Genomic DNA, 21313 nt, shown 5'->3' on the forward strand with positions numbered 1-21313 from the left:
CAGCGCGTAGGACTGGAACACCATGGCGATGCCGCGGTCGGCCGCCTCGACATCATTGACCACCTTGCCGCCGATGGCGATCTCGCCGCCGCTGATGTCCTCGAGCCCGGCGATCATCCTGAGCAGCGTCGATTTTCCGCAGCCGGAGGGGCCGACGAAGACGACGAACTCGCCGTCCTTGATGTCCATGCTGGCGCCATGGACGACCTCGAAGACGCCGAAGCGCTTGACGACATTGGTGAGCGTGACCGTTGCCATGCTGCCCCTTACTTGACCGCGCCGGCGGCAATGCCGGCGATGAAATGGCGCTGCAGCAGCACGAAGACGACCAGCATCGGCACCGTCAGCATTACAGCGCCCGCCATGATGCCGCCCCATGACACCTTGGTGAGGCCGATCAGCGTGCCGAGCGCCACCGGCGCCGTCATCGAACCGGGCTGGCTGTTGATCAAAAGCGGCCACAGATAATTGTTCCAGGAGGCGAGGAACAGGATGATGGCGAGTGCGGCCAGCATCGGCCGCGCCAAAGGCAGCGCGACAAAGAGGAAGATGCGCCACTCCTTCACGCCCTCGACGCGCGCCGCATCGAAGAGGTCGTCCGGCATCATCGAAAAACTCTGCCGCATGAACAGCACGCCGAGCGAATTGAACAGCGGCGGAACGATCAGCGCCACCCAGGTGTTGGCGAGCTTGAAGTCGCGCGCCACCATGATGAACTGCGGGATCAGCACGACCGCATAGGGCAGCGTTATGGTGCCCAGTATGATGGCGACAACCGCGCCCTTGCCGAAGAACTGGTAGCGGGCCAGCGCCCAGCCGGCCATCGACGTCAGCAGCACCGACAGGATGGTGTAGGTCACCGCCACCGAGACCGAAATGCCGATGGCGCCGACGAAGTTCGTGTCACGCTGCAGATTGTTGAAATTGTCGATGAAATTGCCGTGCGGCAAAAGCTCGATGCCGGGGCTGAAGATGCCGTTGTCGGGCATGGTCGAGAACACCACCATCATCCACAGCGGAAACAGCCAGATCAGCGCCAGCGGCGTCAGGAACAGATGCAGAGCGATGCTGCGTCCCAGCCTGGCGGAGGAGCGCGAACTCATTTCGGTTCCCTCGTCAGCCACAGCTGCGCCAGCGTGATGGCGATCGCCAGCCCGGCCATGGTGTAGGCGACGGCCGAGGCGTAGCCGAAGTTGAGCGACCGAAAGCCCTGGCGGTAAAGCAGCAGGCCAAGCGTCTCCGTGCCGCCGCCCGGCCCGCCGCGCTCGGTGATCAGGAAGGGCTCGGTGAACAGCTGCATGGTGCCGATGATCGACAGCACGAGACAGAACACGATGACCGGCTTCAGCAGCGGCAGGGTGATATAGAAGAACTGCTTGAGCTTGCTGACGCGGTCGAGCGTCGCCGCCTCGTAGACGTCTTCGGGAATGGACTGCATGCCGGCGAGCAGGATGATGGCGTTGTAACCGGCCCAGCGCCAGGTCACCGCGATCATGATCAGCGCCATCGCCGGCGTGACGTTGGAGAACCAGTCGATCTTGGGCAGGCCGACGCTGTTCAGGAGCTTGTTGATGATGCCGAAATCGAGGTTGAACATCAGCCGGAACACCGCCGAATAGGCAACCTCGCCGACCACGACCGGGGCGAAGAAGGCGAAGCGGTAGAGGCCACGCGCCTTCAAGAGCGGCGAGTTCAAAAGCACCGCCATGACGAGCGCCAGCGAGATCATCACCGGCACCTGGATGACCAGGATGAGCAGCGTGTTCTTCAGGGCGTTGAAGAAGGCCGGATCGCCGATCAACCGGCCCCAGTTGAAGCTCGGCGCGAACCGCCACGGCACGGTGCGCGTCGCCTGGAAGGAGATCATGAAGGAGCTGATGATCGGCCACACCCAGAAGATCGCGAAGATCAGCAGATAGGGCGTGAGGAAGCGATAGGCCGTGGCGTTACGATTGCGCATCTTGCTCCTCCTTCTACCGCTTGTTGTTTCACGCCGTCGCCTGGGTCTTCCCTTCTCCCCTTGTGGGAGAAGGTGTCGCCGAAGGCGACGGATGAGGGGGTGTTCCAGGGAATGCCAACGTCTCACTCCGCTGGAGCACCCGTCATCCGTCTCGGCGCTATCGCGCCGATCCACCTTCTCCCACAAGGGGAGAAGGAGAAGCGGCAATCAAGATTTGACGGGCAGTCCGGTCGCCGCCGCGATCTGGCTTGCGGCATCGTCGAGCGCCGCCTTGGCGTCAGGATAGCCGCCGGCCAGATACTTGGTCTGCACGGCGCGGACGATGATTTCGGCGTCGCTCTGGAACTGCGTGCCGCGGCTCGGAACAACCTTCGGCAAGGTGCCGAGAATGTCCTTCCATACCGCCTGGCCGCCCCAGTAAGACAGGACTTGCGCGACATAGGGATCGTCGAGCGCCGAGACCAGGGACGGTACCAGGCCGAACTCCTTCAGCATCGTGATCTGGCCTTCATTGGTTCCGAGCGTGTATTTCAGATAGGCGTAGGCAGCCTCCTTGTTCTTGGAAGCCGAGGTGATGGCCAGCGAGGACCCGCCGAGATTGGCGGCGCGCGGCCCGTCGGCGGTGAGGCTCGGCATCAGATAGACGCCCCATTTGCCGTTTTCGCCGGCAGATTCGGTGCGAATGGTGCCCTCATACCAGCCGCCATAGATCTGGGTGGCGACGGTGCCGGCGGTGTTGTTGGTGATCTTGGTGCCCCAGTCGGCCGACGAGATGATGCCGGCGTCCTTCATCTCCTTGACCTTGGTCATGGCATCGATGCATTTGGGCTGGTTGACCGTGATCGACTGTCCGTCCTCGGAGAAATAGGCGCAGCCCTGTTCGTTGGAGATCATGCGGAACAATTCCGAGTCGCCGTTGAAATCGGCATTGGTCATCGAGACGCCAGGATTGGCGGCCTGGATTTTCTTGCCGGCGGCGATGAAATCGTCCCAGGTCTTGATCGAAGCCGGATCGACGCCGGCCTTTTCGTAGAAGTCGCGGCGATAAAAGGCGGCCACCGGGCCGGAATCCCACGGCATCGCGTAGGCCTTATCGCCCACTTCCAACTCGGTGCGCTTGAAATCGGGGAATTTTTTCTGGTCGTCGGCTGTGTAACCGAGCGTATGCAGGTCGACGAAGCAGTCGGGGAACTGGCTCCAGTAATTCTCGGCCTCGCCGTTCTCGATGGTGACGACATCAGGCAGCCCGACGCCGCCGGCGGCGCAGCCGGCGATCGACTTGTCGTAAGTCGGCTGGTTGCCGAGATCCTGGACCGTGACCTTGACGTCGGGAAATTGCTTGTTGAAGCCGGCAATGGTCGCTTTCAGCGATGAAGCCGCGACATTCCAGCTCCAGATGGTGATTTCGCCGGATTGCGCGAAGGCCGGGGCTGAGCCCAGGGCAAGCGCGAGCGCGGCGCAGGTCATTGTGATGCGCATTGAAATCCTCCCATTTCATTTGCTCTCTCACTGTGAGCGTGGCTAGACTATGCACCGGGCAAGGCCTGTCGCCGTCAAAGGGAATATGAAATTGGCGGAAAGTAAGATGCCTGAACGGCCGTTCTACCAGCCTGGGGCCAGCAGCGTGGAAGGCCTGCCGCTGCTCCTGCAGATGTTTCACACCAATCCGTTGGTGATGCTCAAGCCGCATTGGCACGCCCAGGTCGAGGTTAATTTCATCGTGCGCGGCAGCGTGCATTACCGCATGAACGACCACGAGATTTCGCTTTCGGCCGGCGAGATGTGCCTGTTCTGGGGTGGCCTGCCGCACCAGATGGACGATTTGTCCGACGACGCCATCTATGCCGGAGCGCATCTGCCGCTGGTGCATTTCTTCCGGCTGCACCTGCCCACGGACATAAGGCACCGGCTGATGACGGGCGCAACACTGGTGACATCAGCCACCGACCAGTCCGACAACCATAATTTCGAGCGCTGGAACCGCTACGCCCGGTCCGGCGACCAGGCCAAGGCCGAACATGCCGTCAACGAATTGCTGCTGCGGCTGGAGCGAGTGCGGTTCGAGCCCTATCGGCTGGTATCCGCAACTCCGACCGACCAGGAAACAGGCAGCCCCTTTGACCAGCAATCGTCGCGGAATGTCGGACGCATGTGCGATTTCATCGCCGAAAACTTCCTCTATGACATCGATTGCGTGAACATCGCCGCGGCCGCCGACATCCATCCCAAATACGCCATGAGCCTGTTCAAGAAATCCACCGGCATGACGCTCAACGAGTATGTGAACCTGTTGCGGCTGAGCTATGCGCAGGCGCTTTTGATGCATCAGGACGCCAATGTGCTGCGCGTCGCCATGGATTCGGGTTTCGGCTCGCTCAGCGCCTTCAACAAGTCGTTCCGCAAGCTCGCCGGCATGTCGCCTTCCGATTTTCGCCGCGGCGTGACCGGCGCCAGATAGGCGATGGCGACTTGCGGGCGCCCAGTGCCGCGAGCATTGCTGCACCTCGACCGCCGGCTAAAAGACATGTCACGGCGTTTCAGCCTGCAATAGCGGCACGGACAAGAATGGCGAAGGCCGGATAGTGCCATGCCGTGCGCCATTCCGGCCCGCAAGCGGCATGGAAACCGGGGCGCCGCACGGCATCGCTTTTCCTGCCTGAAATTGCCACCTAGGCGCTGGACAGGCCGAATTCCCGTGCTATAACCCACGCGCTTTCAAGGGGCGCCCACGGCGCCTCGATGAATTCCGGCCTGCGAGTTTTCGTTTGCCGGAACAGGCCCAGATAGCTCAGTTGGTAGAGCAGCGGACTGAAAATCCGCGTGTCGGTGGTTCGAATCCGCCTCTGGGCACCATCACCCTCGCAAGGTGTTGACACAGCTGAAAAACCAGCAAAACTAACTGCTTAGGGCTACCCGAGTGCTACACACAGGTGTTACACATGGTCCTAGCTATGAGCCGTCCAACAAAACATCGTAAGACCGGCGTTTACTGGTTCCGAAAGCGGATGCCAGCCGATATCGCCTTGTTGACCGGCCGCCGAGAAGTCAACAAGACGCTCGGAACGAAGGACCCCGAAGAGGCAAAGCGAAAATTCGCGGAAGTCCTTGCGGAGTACGAACGTGAGTGGGCGCAGCTTCGGCTAGGAAACGGCTCGGTCAATGGAAGCAGCTGGGGTGGTCCTGCCCCTGCTGGTGCAGATTCCCTCACACCGCGCCTCATTACGGACCGTGAGGCGCATCTTCTTGCCACGGCGGTGCACGATGAGTGGCTTGCGAAATTCTACGACAATCCGAGTGAACAGCTCCACTGGCACACCGACCTGTACGAGGGCATGTGGGAAAAGTATCCGTTGCCATCAACTGATCCAGTCGCTGGAGTGGAAGGCATCGCTGATCCCATCCCGGGGACAATGCCAATTGAGAATGTCTTTTGGAAATCGATGAGGGCCAGATGCATTAGCAGGGCTGAGGCCATCCTAGCTGACAATGGCTACAGCGATGATCCTTGGAGCATTCACAAGACAGCACGAGCTGTTGGGGCTGCTCTGCAGCGAGCTAGCTTGACGCTACAAAGGCTCGAACGCGGGGAGTTTGAGCTAGGAGAGCAGCCCGGGCGCCTTCCTCGTTCGGCAAATACTCAGGCAGCAGACGGTCAGTCCTACAAGGCGACGGCTGGGAACTCCGACGCAGCGACGTTGACCGGCCTCGTTGACGGTTGGTGGAAGGAGAGCAAGGCAGCAGGCAGAAAACCGAGCACCTATGAAAGCTATAGAGACGCCTTTGCCTATCTTGCTCGTTTCTTGAAACACAACGACGCATCGACGGTCACGGCTAAGGATGTCATTGCCTTCAAAGATCACCGACTGAGCACACCCTCGCCGAAAACTGGAAAGATGATTTCCGCCAAAACGGTTAAGGATAGCAATCTGTCGGCTCTGAAAGTCGTCTTCGGCTGGGGGGTCGCCAACGGACTTGTCGCTCATAACCCGGCTGTCGGTGTGACCTTGAAGGTCGGAAAGCCTGCTCGCCATAGATCGAAGGGCTTTTCTGATGAAGAGGCGAAGACGATCCTTTCTGGCGCGCTATCTCATCAGCGAGGGCAGGAAAATCCGAAGACATTTGCGGCGAAGCGTTGGGTACCATGGTTGTGTGCATTCACAGGAGCTCGCGTAGGCGAATTGGCCCAGTTGCGGAAGCAGGATGTATCCCTGCGCGGCGACTTCTGGGTCATTCGCATCACCCCTGAGGCCGGAACAGTTAAGACTAATGAAGCCCGCGAGGTACCTCTCCATCAGCAGGTGATAGACCTTGGATTCCCTGCTTTTGTACAAGAGGCTACAAGCGGCCACCTCTTCTTGAACGTCGATTCGTCTGAAAACGTCCGAGGGGCTCTGCGAGGCTTGAAGAACCGGCTCGCCGAGTTTGGGCGGACCTTCGTGCCAGACCCAAATGTGGCGCCGAACCACGGCTGGCGGCACCGCTTCAAAACAATTGGCATGGAAGCCGGTATTCCTCCGCGCATCCTCGACGCAATCCAAGGTCAGGCAGCTCGGACGGTTGCCGACACTTACGGCGAGGTCACACTCAAAACGATGGCCGAGCAGCTTGCCAAGCTACCCTTCTATTCACTTGTTGACGCAAATCAGAATTTAGCGTCGCGGCCACAGTGATAAGCCATTTTCTTTCTGGTGTAGTTTGACGCGCGTTCGCTCCCCTTGTGGGCACTTCCAGCAGCTTTGCGCATTCCGTCGGCGGTGTGACGGGACCAAGCAATTGCAATTTACCTTGTAGCCACCCTTGCGAATAACCAAGTGACTGCCTATTTCCCCAACTAGACGAATGGCAGCAGCCATCGGCCGAGCGCCGAGTTCTCCTTTGGAGAGCCAAGAAGCTCACGGACTTCGCCGCAGATTTTGCGGTTCAGCTCGGCCAAATCACCACAGATCAATCTGGGGTCGGTGCTGCTGGATTCGTTGTTTTTCCATCTCCATCGATCCCGCTTTTTGCGGAGTAGAAAAATGCCTTGCGATCTAGCTTGTGCAATCTTGGACGCTGTCGCGTTGTCCAAGGAATTTACGGTCGTGAACGCCGGAGGTGCGCAATGAGCGCCAAAGGAAATTCACCAGAACGGAAGCTACCGGTTGCGCTCGAATCAAAAGATAGGTGCCCACCAATCGAAGACTTGCTGAACAACCAAGGTGCCATCAACGGCGCATTGGACACCCTAAGCAACAGCCTCGCTACTCTAGCAACGCAGTATCGCCAGCATTATCGCGAATACCTCGCCGATGGCTATTATTTGGCGTCGGTCATGCGCAAAGATCCCGACACTTGGAGCGATTTCTGTCATAGGCTCGATTGGAACGATGTCGCCGATCGACCCAAAATCAATGAGCCCGAGAGGGCTCTGGAGTACGTGCTTCGCATAGTCTGCGGCCTTGGAAGCAGAACCGGACGACAAAAGGCTTCAAAGCTGAAGTTTGCGCTGCTTGACGCGTGGGAGGCCGAGATTCCACACAGCGAAATACCCGACTGGCTAAAGCAGCGAGGAGGCATCGAGAAGGCTTACAGGGCTAGGCGAGCACGGTTACCCGCCGCAAGGTCAAAGCCAGCCACCGCCAAAGAGCACACGGCTGGCGTGACACCTCATGTCGACGGAAGCGCTCCATATTTGGCTCTCCAGATCTTGGCGAGCGAGGAGCATCTCGCACAAATAAACAAGATCGGGCTTTCGTCTTTTGCTACGCTCTCAGTTCGGCGTTCAGATGGCGATCCCTCCAAATTCGAGATCAGCCTCGTTAAAAAGGGCGGCCCGTATCTTCGCTGGGTCGGGCCTCTGGGGTCAGTTGTAGCACCAAAAAACGTGACAGCACCCACCAACGTGCCAACGCCCATTAGACACTGAAAACGCCGTACCCCACCACCACCTCAATCGTCGAGTGCACAAACCCGTCTTGTGACGCACCATGTGCACTCGACATCACCCCCCATCATGAGATCCATCATGGCTTCCGAACCCATCGTGAAATGGAAGACTTTCGTATCCGCCCATCAACAATTCGACGAAAAAGTGAAGAGATATGCGCTCGGCAAACGAGGGCGTGAGGGCGAGTTCGCTTTGGACGAAGCTATGAGGGAAAACCTCGCAGATCGTTCATCGCTGTCGCTTAAAGCGACAAATTGCCGGGCCAGAATCGAATTCTGCCGTGCCGCCCGCAACGTCATGAAGGCCACAACTAAGCCAATGCCTGAAAGGCCAGCCTACTTTCTGACGCTATCGCCGATCGATTTCGTAACCACCGCTGCCGAAGCAGAGACATACGACTGGTCGGTTCTCCAAGTGTGGGCGGATAAGGTGCTCAAGGGATTTTGCTACTTCGGCATCGTCGATGCAGCTCCGTATGCCAATACCCCAACAGGACGGGAGAAGGTTGTATCGTGGCATATCCACGCCATTGTGTGGGGCGCGAGCCGTGATGAAATGGAGGCGTTTAAGGACTCAGTGAATGAACGGTACGGATCGCTCTTGCCAAATCGCGAGGCAGCGCATGTCCGTGTTCGTAGTAGCTGGAAGGGCCTTCGTCAGAGCCTCATCTACATGCTGAAGGCCCCGCTCAAGACATACCGCGTCTACGCCATCAAAAGCTCCGACAAGCGGCCCACCGGGGAATACCAACAAAAGAAAGATTGGCATAGGTCGGGTGAAGCTGCTGCCGTTTGCCGGTTTATGCACGGCGCGGAGATCGACAAGCTATGCGTCGCCGGACTAGGCGGTCGGGAAGTTTTGGAGCGCACTACGGCTCGGTCCATTTCGACCATCGTTCGGCAGGACGTTGACCGGCTTCATGCCTTGATCCGGGCCGTTGCCTGAGACCGTTTCTTATCCAACTTGGACGCTGCTATGGCGCGAGGAGCCACTTTGGGAACAGTTCGGCGCCAAGTCTCGGAACTCTGAGCAGCAGTCAGCTGCCGTCCTCAAAACGCTTGAGCTTCTCCAGCACGAAATCATTGGGCCGAACCAAAAAGGGAATTTCGTTTGCAGTAGCGCGTCCTTTGAGGACCTCAGCGAAAGCGGTGGCTTGTGCAATTTGCTCACCATCACACGCATCGCGGGGAAGCACGGTACGGCAATCAAAGAATGAACTGGCGAGATCACCTTGGCCTCCTACTTTCGTCGACCCGGTTGCAATCAGATCATCGTTGAGGGCAATGTTGATCTCGGCTTTCCGTAGCCGTGTCTCGGTGGCGGCGAATAGGCCAGCTTTCCCACACACCCTTAGGAATCCGATACCATCTTTGATCTCAACGTCATCACGCGCGCGTTCACGAAGGCGACCTAAGGCATGGGCGGAAGCGTGTGCGACAAGGACCCCAAGCCTGACATCGGTGCCGGACCGCCCAATCTTGAGATAATGACACTGAATGGTGACGCCGGTTTCTAGGCCGGTGAGTGCTTCCATTGGATGGTCGTCGGCTAGCAGCGTGGTAAACATAATTTCGCAGGCTCTTTTGCCAGCAAAGAGGGTGATGTCGACAAAAGCTCCCTTGTCGGCTTCGGGTATGGACTTGAGGCGGTCTCCTACAGCTTGCAGCAAGGCCACACGTTTAACTGGAGACCCCTCTAAATTTAGACTACCGGCCAACCATTTCACTGCTGGCCACCACTCCTTTTCGTTACCATTCGAAATTGCTACGGCGCCGATTAACTCGCGTCGCTTTATCTCTCGCCCAACCTGACGAGCGAAAATGCGGCCTTCCGTTGTGATAGATTTGGCCATAGATGCCCCTAAGCCGATGCGAACAACCGCTCCCGGAGATACCACGCGACGGCGTTCAACACGTTGCCTTCCCAAAACCATTCGACGGTATAGGGTCGAGAGACCTGCCCCAAAGCGGACCAAGCGTTTTCATTGGCCGCAGAACGCGAACTGTTTGATCGTATACGTGGTCTCAGAAACCTTCGTCAGGTTTCCCGACCCGACATCGTAGAAGCGCCGGACGCACGTGTCGTACTTGTCATTGCTGGTGTCCATCCAATCCGCTTGCAGGAGAGTGCTGTCGATACCGTAGCGGAGTTGAAGCTGATAGTTGTCCTCGCCGCCGAGTGGAAAATCGACCACCCTGCCATCACGGCCATCGATCAGAAACGCGAAAATGCACGACGTGCCACAGCCAATTTCGATCATTGTAAAGTGGCCGCCGTAGTTCGGGCCGGACTTCATACCGTTCCGAATCCTCGTCTTGAATTGGGCAGCGGAGCCCGCAAATTTTGGCAGGGCTGACTTCCCTTTGAGATACATTTTTGTGGGATAGTCGCCGAATTTGGGTTGCCGCTGCCGGTGGGACCGCGAGGAAAATGGCGGCCAATAACGCTGAAATCAGTTTCATCATGCTGCCCAAATCCCCTTACGGAACGGCAATGCCTCCGGTCACTAAACCTGTCAAGAGTTTCCTACACCCGGTTTTAACTGAGACCTCTCACTATTCCGCGTAGACTTGCGATGCTTTCGAGGGAACTACCCTGCCACCTGCTAATTACAATCGGGGAATTTTGATCTGAACGTGCCATCCAGTAGCTGGTCCATGATCCGGCAGCAGGTTTTGCACCGTGACGGCTATTGCTGTGTGTCCTGCGGCATCAGGCTCAAGTCGGCGGATGCCGACGTTCACCATTTGCTCCCTCGCTCGATGGGCGGAACCGACGAGATGTCGAACTTGGTCACGCTCTGCGACGGATGTCACGCGCGCCATCACCCAAACTTGGCTGGTGGTCTGGCAAGACGGGCGATTGAGAGATGGGCCGTGAGGCTCGCGAGATGGGTGGACCGCGAAGGAGTGGTGACCGAAGCCACAGGTAACTTCGGACCTGCTCTACGCCTGTTTGGGCTGCAGCGATTTCGTCACGGTCAGTTGCCGATCATATTGGCGGCGCTTTCGGGAAAATCCGTGTTAGTCGTCAGTCCCACAGGTTCCGGCAAAACCCTATGTTTTCAGCTTCCCGCGGTGCTTAGGCGTGGCGTCGCCCTTGTTGTTTCTCCCTTGAAGGCGCTGATGTCCGAACAGGTGTCCGACCTTCTAGCCAAGAAAATACCGGCAACGTTCATCAACAGTGATCTCAGCCGCGAAGAGAAGGAGACCCGCTTTTCTCTGCTTGGCCTCAAGGCCATAAAGCTCCTCTATGTTGCGCCGGAGCGGTTTTTTGTTCGTAGCGACGCCGAGCGCAACCAGCTTAAGCGGAGCGAACCGTCCTTTTTGATCATAGACGAGGCCCATTGCGTTGACCGCTGGGGTGAGGACTTTCGCCCCGAGTACGGGCGCTTACGCGAGGTTCGGGAAAAGCTCGGTGCTCCCCCAGTCTTGGCTTTCACAGCTACTGCTGGAAAGGAAATGCAGGACCGGATTCTCGCCTCGCTTGGCATCCCGGATGCAAAGGTGTTCGTCCGCGATGTGGATAGGCCAAACATCGCGATGTTGCGACGGCATTGCCGATCTGAACAACGGGCGCAGGAAATAGCATCCATGCTGGCGCTGCCCCAGTTGAAGGGGCAGAAGGCAATGATTTTCGTCCCTACGGTAAAAGTGGGTGACGAACTGCGGACTGCTTTGTCGGCGATGGGGTTGGACATCCCATTCTATCATTCCAAGCTGGGAACTGCATGGGAGAGGCAGGAACTCGTGAAGCGCTTCTTGGGGCAGAGCCGCCCAGTGGTCGATCAGATTGTCTGCACCAACGCCTTTGGCATGGGCCTCGACGTTCCTAACGTGCGGCTGGTGGTGCACTGGCAACAATCAGCATCTGTTGAAGACCTGTTGCAGGAGTTTGGCCGCGCTGGAAGAGATGGGAAGCCGTCGGTCTCGGTCATGTTCCACGACGGTAAAGGTCGAGGTGATACGGGACGCCTCAAATTCATGGCCGAGATGACTGTCTCGAATGCACCGGGGGATGAGCACCAAAAAGCGGTCATGCTGGAGCAGCGGACCCGGAACATCGATCAAGTGGCCGGGATGCTCCGCTCGACTTCTTGTCTTCGTAAGTCGATCCGCAACTATTTCGGCGATAGCGAGGCACGGCACAAACTGAGCCTTGCAGAGCGGATCCTTGAATGGGTTTTTGGAACACGTGCGCCGAGAACCCACCACACCGCTTGCTGCGATAGCTGCGACTCCGCAACAATCAAAAAGCACGGCGCGATAGCTTATGTTGCGCGGGTCATGGGAGCTGAATTCTCGCGTTCAGGGCGAAAATGACGATCGATTGCGCTCAGAAGACGGAACCCGGCAACTCCCGCAATACAGTATTTGGTGGAACATTGTTGATATCTTAAGCACGTCTCCACAATCGGTACTTGTCCGGCTTGGCCCGTTTTGCTAATGAGTCCGTACAAACGGGGGTTTGGATAATGTCGAAGCGCAATTTTCTGTCACCAATGGCCTTGTCGGCCACGATGATTCTCGGCGGCCAAGTTCAGGCTGCAGTCCTTGTCGAATCGGCAAATCAGCCTTCGGCCAAGCTCGCTGAAGCTGGCACTGTTCCGGCGGACCTCGGCTACGGTGAGGTGCTCGACCGCTCAAATGGTACGGACGTTATCATGGCGTACCACACCAGCCATTCGAGCCATGCTAGTCACGGGTCTCACTGCTCTGGCTACAGCTATTGTTGATGGCGGACACTTCTCGCGATAGCGAGCTCGTCCAGACTGCCCAAGTCAAGTTTGATCTGTCAGTCTTCAGCCTCGACTGTGTGAAGCGCGCAGCGTATCGGGTAACTGGAAACGCTGCGGTTGAGATCACGATCGAAGGCGGCTTCGCAGTATGCACGATCAACTTCAGTAAGGCGGCCGCGCGAGCTGCGGCCGACGCAGCGATAGAAAGGCTGCGGCTAGAGGTCTTGGATCAGGACCTGCGTAGCAGCATCGCCGCCGAAACCGCCACGGTTAGAAACGCTATACTGGCGCTGGCGTTTTCCAGATCGGGCCTACAGTCCGATGACTAAGTTTGCTCCGGCAACTGAGTTCCAACGACCGTTGGACGACACATACCAGCTCGCGTACTTCCGTTTTTCCCAGTTGGATGACGAGCGGTATATGCTGACCAACCAAGCGGGCGAATATCTGGTATTGCCGCGCGCCGTGCTGGCTTCGTTTGTCAAGCACGAGCTTCCCAGCACACACCCCGCTTACTCCCGCCTGCGCAGCAGGCAGTTCCTCTTTGATGCATCCTCCAATATCGGCAAGGAGCTGCTGGCGCTTAAGGTTCGGACCAAGGCAAAGAGGCTGGAGAACTTCACATCGCTTCATATAATGGTCGTGTCTTTGCGGTGCGAGCACTCCTGCCCTTACTGTCAGGTATCCCGTCAAAGCGAAGATCGTTCAGCCTTCGATATGTCAGAGGAGACTGCCGAGAAGGCGTTGGCGCTCATTTTCCAGTCTCCAAGTCCGGCTATCAAGATCGAGTTCCAAGGCGGCGAGCCGCTTCTGAATTTCCCGTTGATCCAACACATCGTGCATCGGGCTGAAGCGATCAACAAGGTCGCCGGGCGGTCGCTGCAATTCGTTATCACGACGAACCTCGCTGTCGTTACGGACGAAATCTTGGAGTTTTGCTGCGAGCACAGCGTCCTAATTTCTACGTCGCTTGATGGTCCGGCCATTCTTCACAATGCCAATCGACCACGCCCGGGAAAGAACAGCTATGAATTGGCTGTGGCAGGTATCCACAAGGCCAGACTGGCTCTCGGCCATGGACGCGTCAGCGCACTTATGACGACGACCAAAGCCAGCCTTCCACTGGTGCGCGAGATCATTGACGAATACGTGCGGCTAGATTTCCCCGGAATATTCCTTCGGCCGCTTTCTCCTTACGGCTTCGCGGTCAAGACGAAATCGTACGCTGCCTATGACGTGGACCACTGGCTCGACTTCTACTTCGACGGGCTGAATTACATCCTCGAACTGAATCGGAAAGGCATTCCTTTCAAGGAGTTTTACGCGGCCACCATCCTTACAAAAATGCTCACGCCTTTCGAGCCGGGATATGTGGACCTGATGAGCCCGGCAGGCATCGGTATCTCCGCCGTTGTCTATAACTATGACGCCAGCGTCTACGCATCCGACGAAGCGCGCATGTTGGCTGAGATGGGCGACAAGACATTTCTGCTCGGGAACGTCCACGAAAACACGTATGCGGAGATTTTCGGGTCTGACGCTCTCCTCGATCCTATCGAGCAGTCTTTTGCAGGCTCCGTACCGATGTGCGCCGACTGCGCTTACGAACCGTTCTGTGGCTCCGATCCGGTGTTCCACACCGCAACGCAGGGCGACTTTGTTGGCCTCAAAACGCGGTCGGGATTCTGCAATCGCAACATGTCGATCTTCAAGAGGCTGATCGACCTTATGGAGAGGGACGTTACCGCCCGAGAACTCTTTCTAAGTTGGGCGAATTAGGATGTTGCGACTGAGTGGCTTCGCTGCGTCAGCAAGCGTCGGTGATTTCTCACAGCGAGTGGCACTTAGGCTCGTGACGGGCCAAGCTGATCAAGCGCCCAACCCGGAGCATGATGCGTATCTTTTCAAGGGGCAGGCGTTACATCCTGAATGCCAGTGGGTTGTCACCTTTGAGGAGCACCGGCCGGAGGCTGAGCGACTGTTTTCAGACCGACGACTAGTCGTTCTGCCCCACGAATTCGACTACCTCAGCGAGGGAGACGTTATCCGCTTTGTCCCGGATCGGAAGGCAGTGCGTGTCCTGTTCAGAAAGGGTGCCAACGCGAACTATTTCCTCGTAACGGAGCGGTGCAACCACCTGTGCTTGATGTGCTCCCAGCCACCCAAAGACGTTGACGATCGCTGGTTGGCGCGGGAGATTTTGGATGTGCTGCCCTTGCTGCCCGCAACGACCCCGTTTCTCGGGATCACTGGCGGTGAGCCGACGCTGGTGGGTGAGGACTTTTTTGACATTTTGTCATCAGCTCGTGACCACCTTCCTTCTACGCCGGTTCATATTCTTTCCAATGGCCGGACATTTAAGGACAAGGCCTTCTCGCATCGCTATCAAGCAATCGGGCATCCTCGTCTTTCCGTTGGCATACCGATCTACTCAGCGGACCCGGAAGTGCACGACTATGTGGTTCAATCCAAAGGCGCTTTCGATGAGACCATCCGCGGGATCATGAACCTGAAGTCCGTCGGGGCTGAGGTTGAGATACGAGTTGTCGTTCACAAGCAGACCTATGAAGGTCTCGCCGACCTGTCAGATTTCATTTTTAGAAACCTCACCTTCGTAGACCACGTGACGTTCATGGGGCTGGAGATCACTGGCTTCACAAGGGCAAATATGGATAAGCTCTGGATAGACCCGTACGACTATCGAAGTGAGTTGCGGGCGGCTGTGCAATATCTGGCTGCGGCTAGGATCAATGTTTCAGTCTACAATCACCAGCTCTGTCTTCTTGATGGCTCCATCCATCAGTACGCAAAACGCTCGATCAGCGATTGGAAAAATGAATACGCCGATGAGTGCAGAGGTTGCTCCCTACGCAATAAGTGTGGCGGCTTCTTTTCATCCAGCAGCCTCGCAAAGAGCTCTCACATCGCGGCGTTCCAATAATAGAACACCGATGTGCATCGGGACTTTCACGAAACCCGATTCAAAAGCTAAGGCCGTCCAATGCGAAGCTACTTGAGAAACTTTCTCGCGCTAATTGTCATCCTCAGCTTCACGACAGCGTCAATCGCAGATGATTTCAATGCCATTCTATTCGGTCATTCAGTCGAAATTTACGGCGAGGCCGAGGAGACGATGCACCTTGATGGAAAGCCGACCATTACAGACGGTAGACTCACAATCGACGAAATCACAATTGTGAACGGAATTCCAACATTGGTCGGCAACAGCCTGTCCGGCGGCAACGCTTGCGAAGGCTCACCCTTCATTGTTTCGTTCCCCCCTAGCGGCCAGCCTCGCATTGACGGGCCGATCGAGGGAGCCGACTGCGCCTTGGTAACCCGCAAGGTTGAAGACACTGCGATTACTTTTTCCACAGCTCCAAGTGCCGGAAGGGTAGGCAAGATATGGGTCTGGACGCCCTCCACTGGCCTTGCTGAGCAGGCGTCCGTTGAAATGCAGCCTGATTTGACTAAGGGCTTCGCGACCTTGCGAGAGCGCACTGTCAAACACCCGTCTGACCTTTTCAGCTACGGGGAAATTAGCAGTGCCATCAGCGACCTCCTCGGCCCCGACCTCGGTGCCTACCGGGAAACGCTTGATGGGACGGGCTCCGGCAAATTCGTCGGCGACGACTATGTAGGAACGGCTTGCACCCCGCATATGTGCGGCCTTCAGGAGGCATTGGTTTTCGTGTCCGCAAAAGAACATCGCGTCTACGCGGCGTGGAAACCGGATCAAAAGAAGATAGAAGTCCGGCCGCCTCTAGATGATTGGCCGGACAAGGCTCGGGTCGAACTGGCAACGTGGGCGCGAAAATGGATGTAGCTCGGATTTGAGGTGATAATCTTGCAGCTGAGATATCCGTTAGCCTTTACAATCGCGGCCTGCGTCGTTTGCGGTCCGGTGTTGGCCCAATCAGCCATGGAACACCACCTCTGGCAAGATAAGCGTAAATTCGATCCCTATAGTCGTACGGCAGAGTCAATCACCGGAACGATACGGCTCTCGGGAAATCCAGATTTCGCCATCCCGGGCAGCAAGCTGGCGATCACATTCGGAAACGGCAAAAAAGTTGGTCTGACCTCGGTGGGCGCATCTTGGCGTCAGTGGGACGAAACGGGCGATAAAAAAGCGACCGCGGAAGTTTTCAAATTGTCGCGGGATCCGGGTGCTCTTAGAAACGGCAACACGCTTTGCGGTGATCCGAAATCTGACCCAGCCCAGTACGTCGTGTTTTTCGAAAGATCGTCGTCTGGTGGTCCCCTGCTGCTTGGGATGGCGGTCTTTGGATCGAAAGACACTCCGCACGACATCAATAGCCCAAACCTCTGCGGCACTTTCAATTATTCTACAGACTGAACCGGCCGTCTGGCCGATTGGGGCCGCTGCGAGTGATTAGAGTACTTTGGAGTATCATTGGGGACGACTATGAAGTTTTTCAGGTACGTATCTGCAGTCTTGGCCATCGCTATCTCCGCTTCAGCAGGATGGGCCGATGACCACGATCCCATCTACTACGGAAGTCGGGCCGGTATGCAGCTTACCACAGTGTCGACGGAAGGCATCGGCACGGCAAACGCCAAGATTCACGTACGGCACACGCCCAAGGATGCCAAAGCCTTCTGTGTCCAATATAACTCGGACTACTCGATGGCTTGCGTCAAGCAGACAATGGCTTTGGTCAAAATCGACGATTATGTGACCGGTAATTGCGTCAAACGGACTTGGTTGGATCTATCGAACGAAAAGTTCGCGTTCCTCGGCCCCGCCAAGAAGTCAGACGAAATGATCGCCGATTACGCTATAAAGCGCGTCAAAACTGGCGAGATTCTCGACGGCACAACGGCTTCGGGATACTGGGTCGAGCTCGGCATTTTCCAGCACCTCTGTCCCGGAATTGCGAAGTAACATGCGTTGGAGGCTTTGCGCGTCGCTTTCGCTCGGCATCTTTCTCGGTCTAGCCGGGATGGTGCAAGCTGCCGAGGTGAGGTTTGTCGGGAAGGTCGAGCACAAAGGAAGTGAGGCGGTAGGTTTTCGACTTGAAGGCGAGATCAATGATACTGACTCCGCTAGCGTCAAGGTCGCATTGGCGAAAGCCGGGATCTCAAATGATGGCGAGGTCTGGCCAAGAATTGTCGTCGAACTCAACAGCTCGGGTGGATCTTATCAGGCTGGGCTCGACTTAGCGCTGCTCTTCCGCAGGTTAGGGCTGGCGACAGTTGTCAAATCTGGAGACCATTGTTTTTCCGCCTGTGCGCTGGCTTTCCTTGGCGGCACTCAGCGGGCAACGGATCCGACACCAGCCCCCGAGGATGGACCTATCCCGGACCAGCTTCCGGATCGTTCAATCGCACGTGACGCCTTGCTTGGTTTCCACGCTCCGTATCTCGCCCTGAGCGGGTCTTCATACACTGCTGACAACGTCTCAGAGGCGTATACCGCTGCTGTCTTGGGAATTTCGCGGTTTATAGCCACTGCCGACCATTTGTATGTGTCTACCGCCGAATTGCCGAAACTTCTCAAACCGACACGAGATGACCTCTATATGGCGGACAACGTTGATGCGGTCAGATTTCTAGGAATCGACTACATCGACTATGCCCTGCAGATTCGCGACCTTAAGGGCATTACACCATCGATGATCCTGAACGCCTGCGTAAATCGATACTACCATCTCCGAGGGCGAAGCAGCCTCGCCGGGTACGGAATGGCAGCCTCTGTCAGAGAAGAATTTGTCGAAGGCTCGAAACTCCTTGAGAATGGTGAGGAGAAGGAGGTCTTCGGCGTCCGGCGCATCAAGTACGGCGAGCGTTCAACAAATGTGGTGTTCACACCGATAGCGAAAACCGACGATGGTAGAAGTTTTGTCTGGTGCCTGTTTGGTCCCGTCGGATCTGATGCCACAACGATCTACAAGCCCGCCGGAACGGTTGAGGAGCTGTTTGCAGAACTGAGGAACGGAAGCGGGCAATGGTGGGAGTTCTCCAGCTCGCAAACAACTATGAAAATTGGTCATACCGACCCGATTGAAACAATGATGCGGGTCCTCGACATGGTACCGCCCGAGACAAAACTAAATGACGTTGGCAAGATTGTGGGGCAGTACCAAGCAGATGAAATGAATATCCCGTCGCCATAAACAGCGGCAAATGATAGCAATCTTTTCAACCTGCAGGGGCCGGTCAATAGGAGCGGGCCAATAACGTTCCGACATTACGTATACCAGATAATTACGAGCCGACCCAACACTTCGACCGAGTAGTCAAAGAGGCCTTTTCCTTTCGGTTGACAGGTGCTCTTTAACGACCACACCCAACAAAGCAGGAAACCTGTAATATTGGCTCGGAGAGTGCTACACAACGGAGATTCGCATGTGGGAGCAGGATAGGCATGGGTGAGACTGCGGGTATAGCGCAAATTGCAGAGATAATTTCCGACCAGATTTTTGCCGAGTTTCTCTGGACAAAAATTGGACCAGTCAACGTTGATTTCAAATGCGATAATTACGAGAGCCACAAGGTAGCTACGCATCCAACCGATGTCGTCTTTTATTACGATGAGCCTTACGACGACGTTACAACCTATGTTCAATGCGATCTCAAGAGCTACGCTGCCGCTTCGATCGGGCGGTCACAAATCGAGAAAGCCATTGTTAGCCTTTCCGCTCAGGTCGCTTGCGCAGAGATAAGCGCCGAGTGGCAAGAGCGATATGTGCACAAGCACAAGGACTTCTCAGTCTCAGGTCTCCTATTCATCTACAATCATGACGGAGGGTACGATCGGACATTTAGTGATAACCTTGAGAAATTGGACTTTGACGACCTACACACTCCCAAGAATGGAAAATTGGTCGTTCTTGGTCCCGCCGAAATTCATTGGCTCAATAATGTCAGCCAAGAAATACTACGAATGAGAGGGAGATCAGGGGCGGCGCGACTACCAGATCGAGGAGCTTGCTCTTTTTTTTACCCGCAGACGGTGCGCCGTGCACAGCTCCGCGGAAAACAGCGATGCGCCGCGTCGTTGGAAATGCTTACCGGCCCGTGGATTATTTTGCAATATGACGGAAACAGCGAGAGAAAAGCGGGGTTGGTGGTGTTTTACAGACCACCCGGTGAAACGGTTGATGAATTCCTCTACCTATTGGATTATATGCGCCAGCATGGATTGTTTGACCTTGAGCGTCAAATATTCATTCGCTCTATAGACAAAGCGGGCACGTCGCTACAAAATTTTCAAAAGGCACGGCTTCATTATATAGAAGCTATGGGCGCGACCGATGAAGGGAAGAATAGCCTATTGGACGTCTTAAATAACATACGATTCGAGCTGATAAACAATGTAATATCGACATTCTCCGAGATCCAGATAGGAATGTCATATGACGGATAAATTGCCTTTTTTGGCAGCTACAGACAAAGATATATTTGACTTGCTCATGTCATCTAAGGGGAGAATGAGCGAAGGTGTGCTACGTGGAATCGCGCTAACCCGAGGAATTATCTATTCTCCCAAAACTGACCGAGAGCGGCTTGCCAGTGATATTTCCATCCTGCCTCATGATTTTGCCTCGTTGACCAAACTGATCGAGAGACGCGAATATCAGAATAGAAACGAGAAGAGGGCTTACGTGGACGTGCCTGTGTCTCTTACTCATGACGAGATTAGTGAAGTCGTGCGAAGTTATAAGGAAGAGTTTGCAGGTGAGGATGAGTTGACCACTCAGCAACGGAGATTGAGAGAAGTCCAGCTGAATGTCGCATACGATGAAATAGACTATTCGAAGACAAGATTAATACAGAGGCAACGAAGAGACGCAAACATCGAGTTTATCTTGGAGAGTGATCGAACTACGATAAGGATGCCTGCAACGGAAAAGGCGAGAGGTGTCGTTGATCGATTGATTAAAAAGATTAGTCAACTTAAGCTTCAGTCTCTTACACCTAAGGATTTGTCACTGGATGGATTGACGGCGGATCAACGGACTACTTTTTTTATGAGTATGCTTCGAAATATTCCCGGATACCAGTTGCAGACGGTCGTTAGCATAAAATGCGCATCGGGCGACGATGACGTCGGCGAAGACCTTGAGATGGATATCGAAGAGAAGGAGCGCGCGGTCGAGAGCGAAATCGTCGGCAAAATAAACAGCGTCGCTCTAAGCGGTATGAACCTCTTGCAGTCTGAGGAATATCAGTCGCTCAAAAAGAATGGGTTTTTCATCACAGCGGTAACTTGGAGGGCGCTTCAAACAGAGAGGCCTAATGATCTCATGCAGTTCGACGTTTCATTTGACGAGCCTCGCCAAGGCAAAGGTTTTAAATTTGGGGTCAGGATCGCTCGGCGACTGACTGACGGAACTCCCACTTCCGACTTCAAACCCCTTGACCCAAATAGGCAGCCCGCGCTTTGGAGTCTGGTGGAGCGCACATCGGCAAACGCACTCGATGAGATTATTGCTTCAGGAGCTCCCGTTCAAGAACCCGCTGAAAGAGTGACAGCGGCATGACCCGGCGTAGATGGCTCCGTGTCCGCTGGCCTTTCGATATGAGAACATTGGCGGAGAGGCTGAGAGCAATACCCTTCACGGCTGCAACACAAAACGGCTTCATTTTGGATCGGGTGCGGCCCAACTCTTTGGAGGGGCGGTTTATCGAGCGCCAAGATATCAGTCAGATTGTGGAGAGT

20 protein-coding genes and 1 tRNA gene are annotated in these 21313 nt (G+C 55.9%); 15 read left to right on the top strand and 6 right to left on the bottom strand.

Annotated features, from left to right (window positions below; all coding sequences use genetic code 11):
* From EN991_RS02280 to EN991_RS02295, 4 genes are all read right to left on the bottom strand, one after another.
* A partial coding sequence (locus EN991_RS02280; protein ID WP_127368059.1) for an ATP-binding cassette domain-containing protein occupies positions 1–258 on the bottom strand: 258 nt, incomplete at its 3' end.
* Between the two features lie 8 nt (positions 259–266).
* A complete protein-coding gene (locus tag EN991_RS02285; protein ID WP_013530185.1) occupies positions 267–1103 on the bottom strand; it encodes a carbohydrate ABC transporter permease in 837 nt (278 codons plus the stop codon).
* Entirely contained in the window at positions 1100–1960 is an 861-nt protein-coding gene (locus tag EN991_RS02290; RefSeq protein ID WP_013530184.1) for a sugar ABC transporter permease, read from the bottom strand. Before EN991_RS02290 ends, EN991_RS02285 begins: the two co-directional genes overlap by 4 nt.
* Before the next feature lie 207 nt (positions 1961–2167).
* The gene (locus EN991_RS02295) at positions 2168–3439 is read right to left on the bottom strand and encodes an extracellular solute-binding protein (protein WP_127368060.1); all 1272 of its coding nucleotides are present in this window, start codon (positions 3437–3439) and stop codon (positions 2168–2170) included.
* 85 nt (positions 3440–3524) lie between these two features.
* Between EN991_RS02295 and EN991_RS02300 the strand changes: the two genes are divergently transcribed.
* The 5 genes from EN991_RS02300 (at position 3525) to EN991_RS02320 (ending at position 8831) form a co-directional block, all read left to right on the top strand.
* Positions 3525–4418, top strand: coding sequence for a helix-turn-helix domain-containing protein (locus EN991_RS02300; RefSeq protein WP_024504770.1), 894 nt, complete (start codon positions 3525–3527; stop codon positions 4416–4418).
* A gap of 319 nt (positions 4419–4737) precedes the next feature.
* Positions 4738–4813 (top strand) — tRNA-Phe (locus EN991_RS02305).
* A gap of 86 nt (positions 4814–4899) precedes the next feature.
* Positions 4900–6630: a DUF6538 domain-containing protein gene (locus tag EN991_RS02310; RefSeq protein WP_081714266.1), complete on the top strand. Its 1731-nt coding sequence runs from the start codon at positions 4900–4902 to the stop codon at positions 6628–6630.
* A gap of 431 nt (positions 6631–7061) precedes the next feature.
* Entirely contained in the window at positions 7062–7865 is an 804-nt protein-coding gene (locus EN991_RS02315; protein ID WP_024503087.1) for a hypothetical protein, read from the top strand.
* Between the two features lie 99 nt (positions 7866–7964).
* Positions 7965–8831, top strand: a complete 867-nt coding sequence (locus EN991_RS02320) for a hypothetical protein (RefSeq protein WP_024503088.1) — start codon at positions 7965–7967, stop codon at positions 8829–8831.
* 91 nt (positions 8832–8922) lie between these two features.
* Here the strand turns inward: EN991_RS02320 and EN991_RS02325 are convergent, their stop codons facing one another.
* Positions 8923–9738: a hypothetical protein gene (locus tag EN991_RS02325; protein WP_024503089.1), complete on the bottom strand. Its 816-nt coding sequence runs from the start codon at positions 9736–9738 to the stop codon at positions 8923–8925.
* A 129-nt stretch (positions 9739–9867) separates the two neighbouring features.
* Positions 9868–10182 carry a hypothetical protein gene (locus tag EN991_RS02330; protein WP_127218517.1) on the bottom strand — a complete coding sequence of 105 codons (315 nt, stop codon included), beginning with the start codon at positions 10180–10182 and terminating at the stop codon, positions 9868–9870.
* Between the two features lie 361 nt (positions 10183–10543).
* Here EN991_RS02330 and EN991_RS02335 point away from each other — a divergent pair, with 361 nt between their 5' ends.
* The 10 genes from EN991_RS02335 to EN991_RS02385 all read left to right on the top strand — a co-directional run bounded on the left by EN991_RS02335 (position 10544) and on the right by EN991_RS02385 (position 21134).
* Positions 10544–12208, top strand: a complete 1665-nt coding sequence (locus EN991_RS02335; protein WP_081714267.1) for a RecQ family ATP-dependent DNA helicase — start codon at positions 10544–10546, stop codon at positions 12206–12208.
* 152 nt (positions 12209–12360) lie between these two features.
* Positions 12361–12621, top strand: a complete 261-nt coding sequence (locus EN991_RS02340) for a hypothetical protein (RefSeq protein ID WP_127218519.1) — start codon at positions 12361–12363, stop codon at positions 12619–12621.
* A 324-nt stretch (positions 12622–12945) separates the two neighbouring features.
* A complete protein-coding gene (gene hxsB, locus EN991_RS02350; RefSeq protein WP_127368061.1) occupies positions 12946–14403 on the top strand; it encodes a His-Xaa-Ser system radical SAM maturase HxsB in 1458 nt (485 codons plus the stop codon).
* 1 nt (position 14404) lies between these two features.
* Positions 14405–15565 carry a His-Xaa-Ser system radical SAM maturase HxsC gene (gene hxsC, locus EN991_RS02355; protein WP_024503094.1) on the top strand — a complete coding sequence of 387 codons (1161 nt, stop codon included), beginning with the start codon at positions 14405–14407 and terminating at the stop codon, positions 15563–15565.
* A 60-nt stretch (positions 15566–15625) separates the two neighbouring features.
* Positions 15626–16450, top strand: coding sequence for a hypothetical protein (locus EN991_RS02360; RefSeq protein ID WP_206519144.1), 825 nt, complete (start codon positions 15626–15628; stop codon positions 16448–16450).
* A 21-nt stretch (positions 16451–16471) separates the two neighbouring features.
* Positions 16472–16984: a hypothetical protein gene (locus EN991_RS02365; RefSeq protein WP_127218523.1), complete on the top strand. Its 513-nt coding sequence runs from the start codon at positions 16472–16474 to the stop codon at positions 16982–16984.
* 99 nt (positions 16985–17083) lie between these two features.
* The gene (locus EN991_RS02370) at positions 17084–17533 is read left to right on the top strand and encodes a hypothetical protein (RefSeq protein ID WP_245460878.1); all 450 of its coding nucleotides are present in this window, start codon (positions 17084–17086) and stop codon (positions 17531–17533) included.
* 1 nt (position 17534) lies between these two features.
* A complete protein-coding gene (locus EN991_RS02375) occupies positions 17535–18764 on the top strand; it encodes a hypothetical protein (protein WP_024503097.1) in 1230 nt (409 codons plus the stop codon).
* Positions 18765–19015: 251 nt separating this feature from the next.
* A complete protein-coding gene (locus tag EN991_RS02380; protein WP_024503098.1) occupies positions 19016–20017 on the top strand; it encodes a hypothetical protein in 1002 nt (333 codons plus the stop codon).
* On the top strand, positions 20007–21134 hold the full coding sequence (locus EN991_RS02385; protein ID WP_127368063.1) for a hypothetical protein: 1128 nt from the start codon (positions 20007–20009) through the stop codon (positions 21132–21134). The genes EN991_RS02380 and EN991_RS02385 overlap by 11 nt, the downstream gene beginning before the upstream one ends.
* Positions 21135–21313: the final 179 nt, after the last annotated feature.

The sequence above is a fragment of the Mesorhizobium sp. M7A.F.Ca.US.005.03.2.1 genome (assembly GCF_003997795.1).
GTDB classification, from domain to species: domain Bacteria; phylum Pseudomonadota; class Alphaproteobacteria; order Rhizobiales; family Rhizobiaceae; genus Mesorhizobium; species Mesorhizobium ciceri.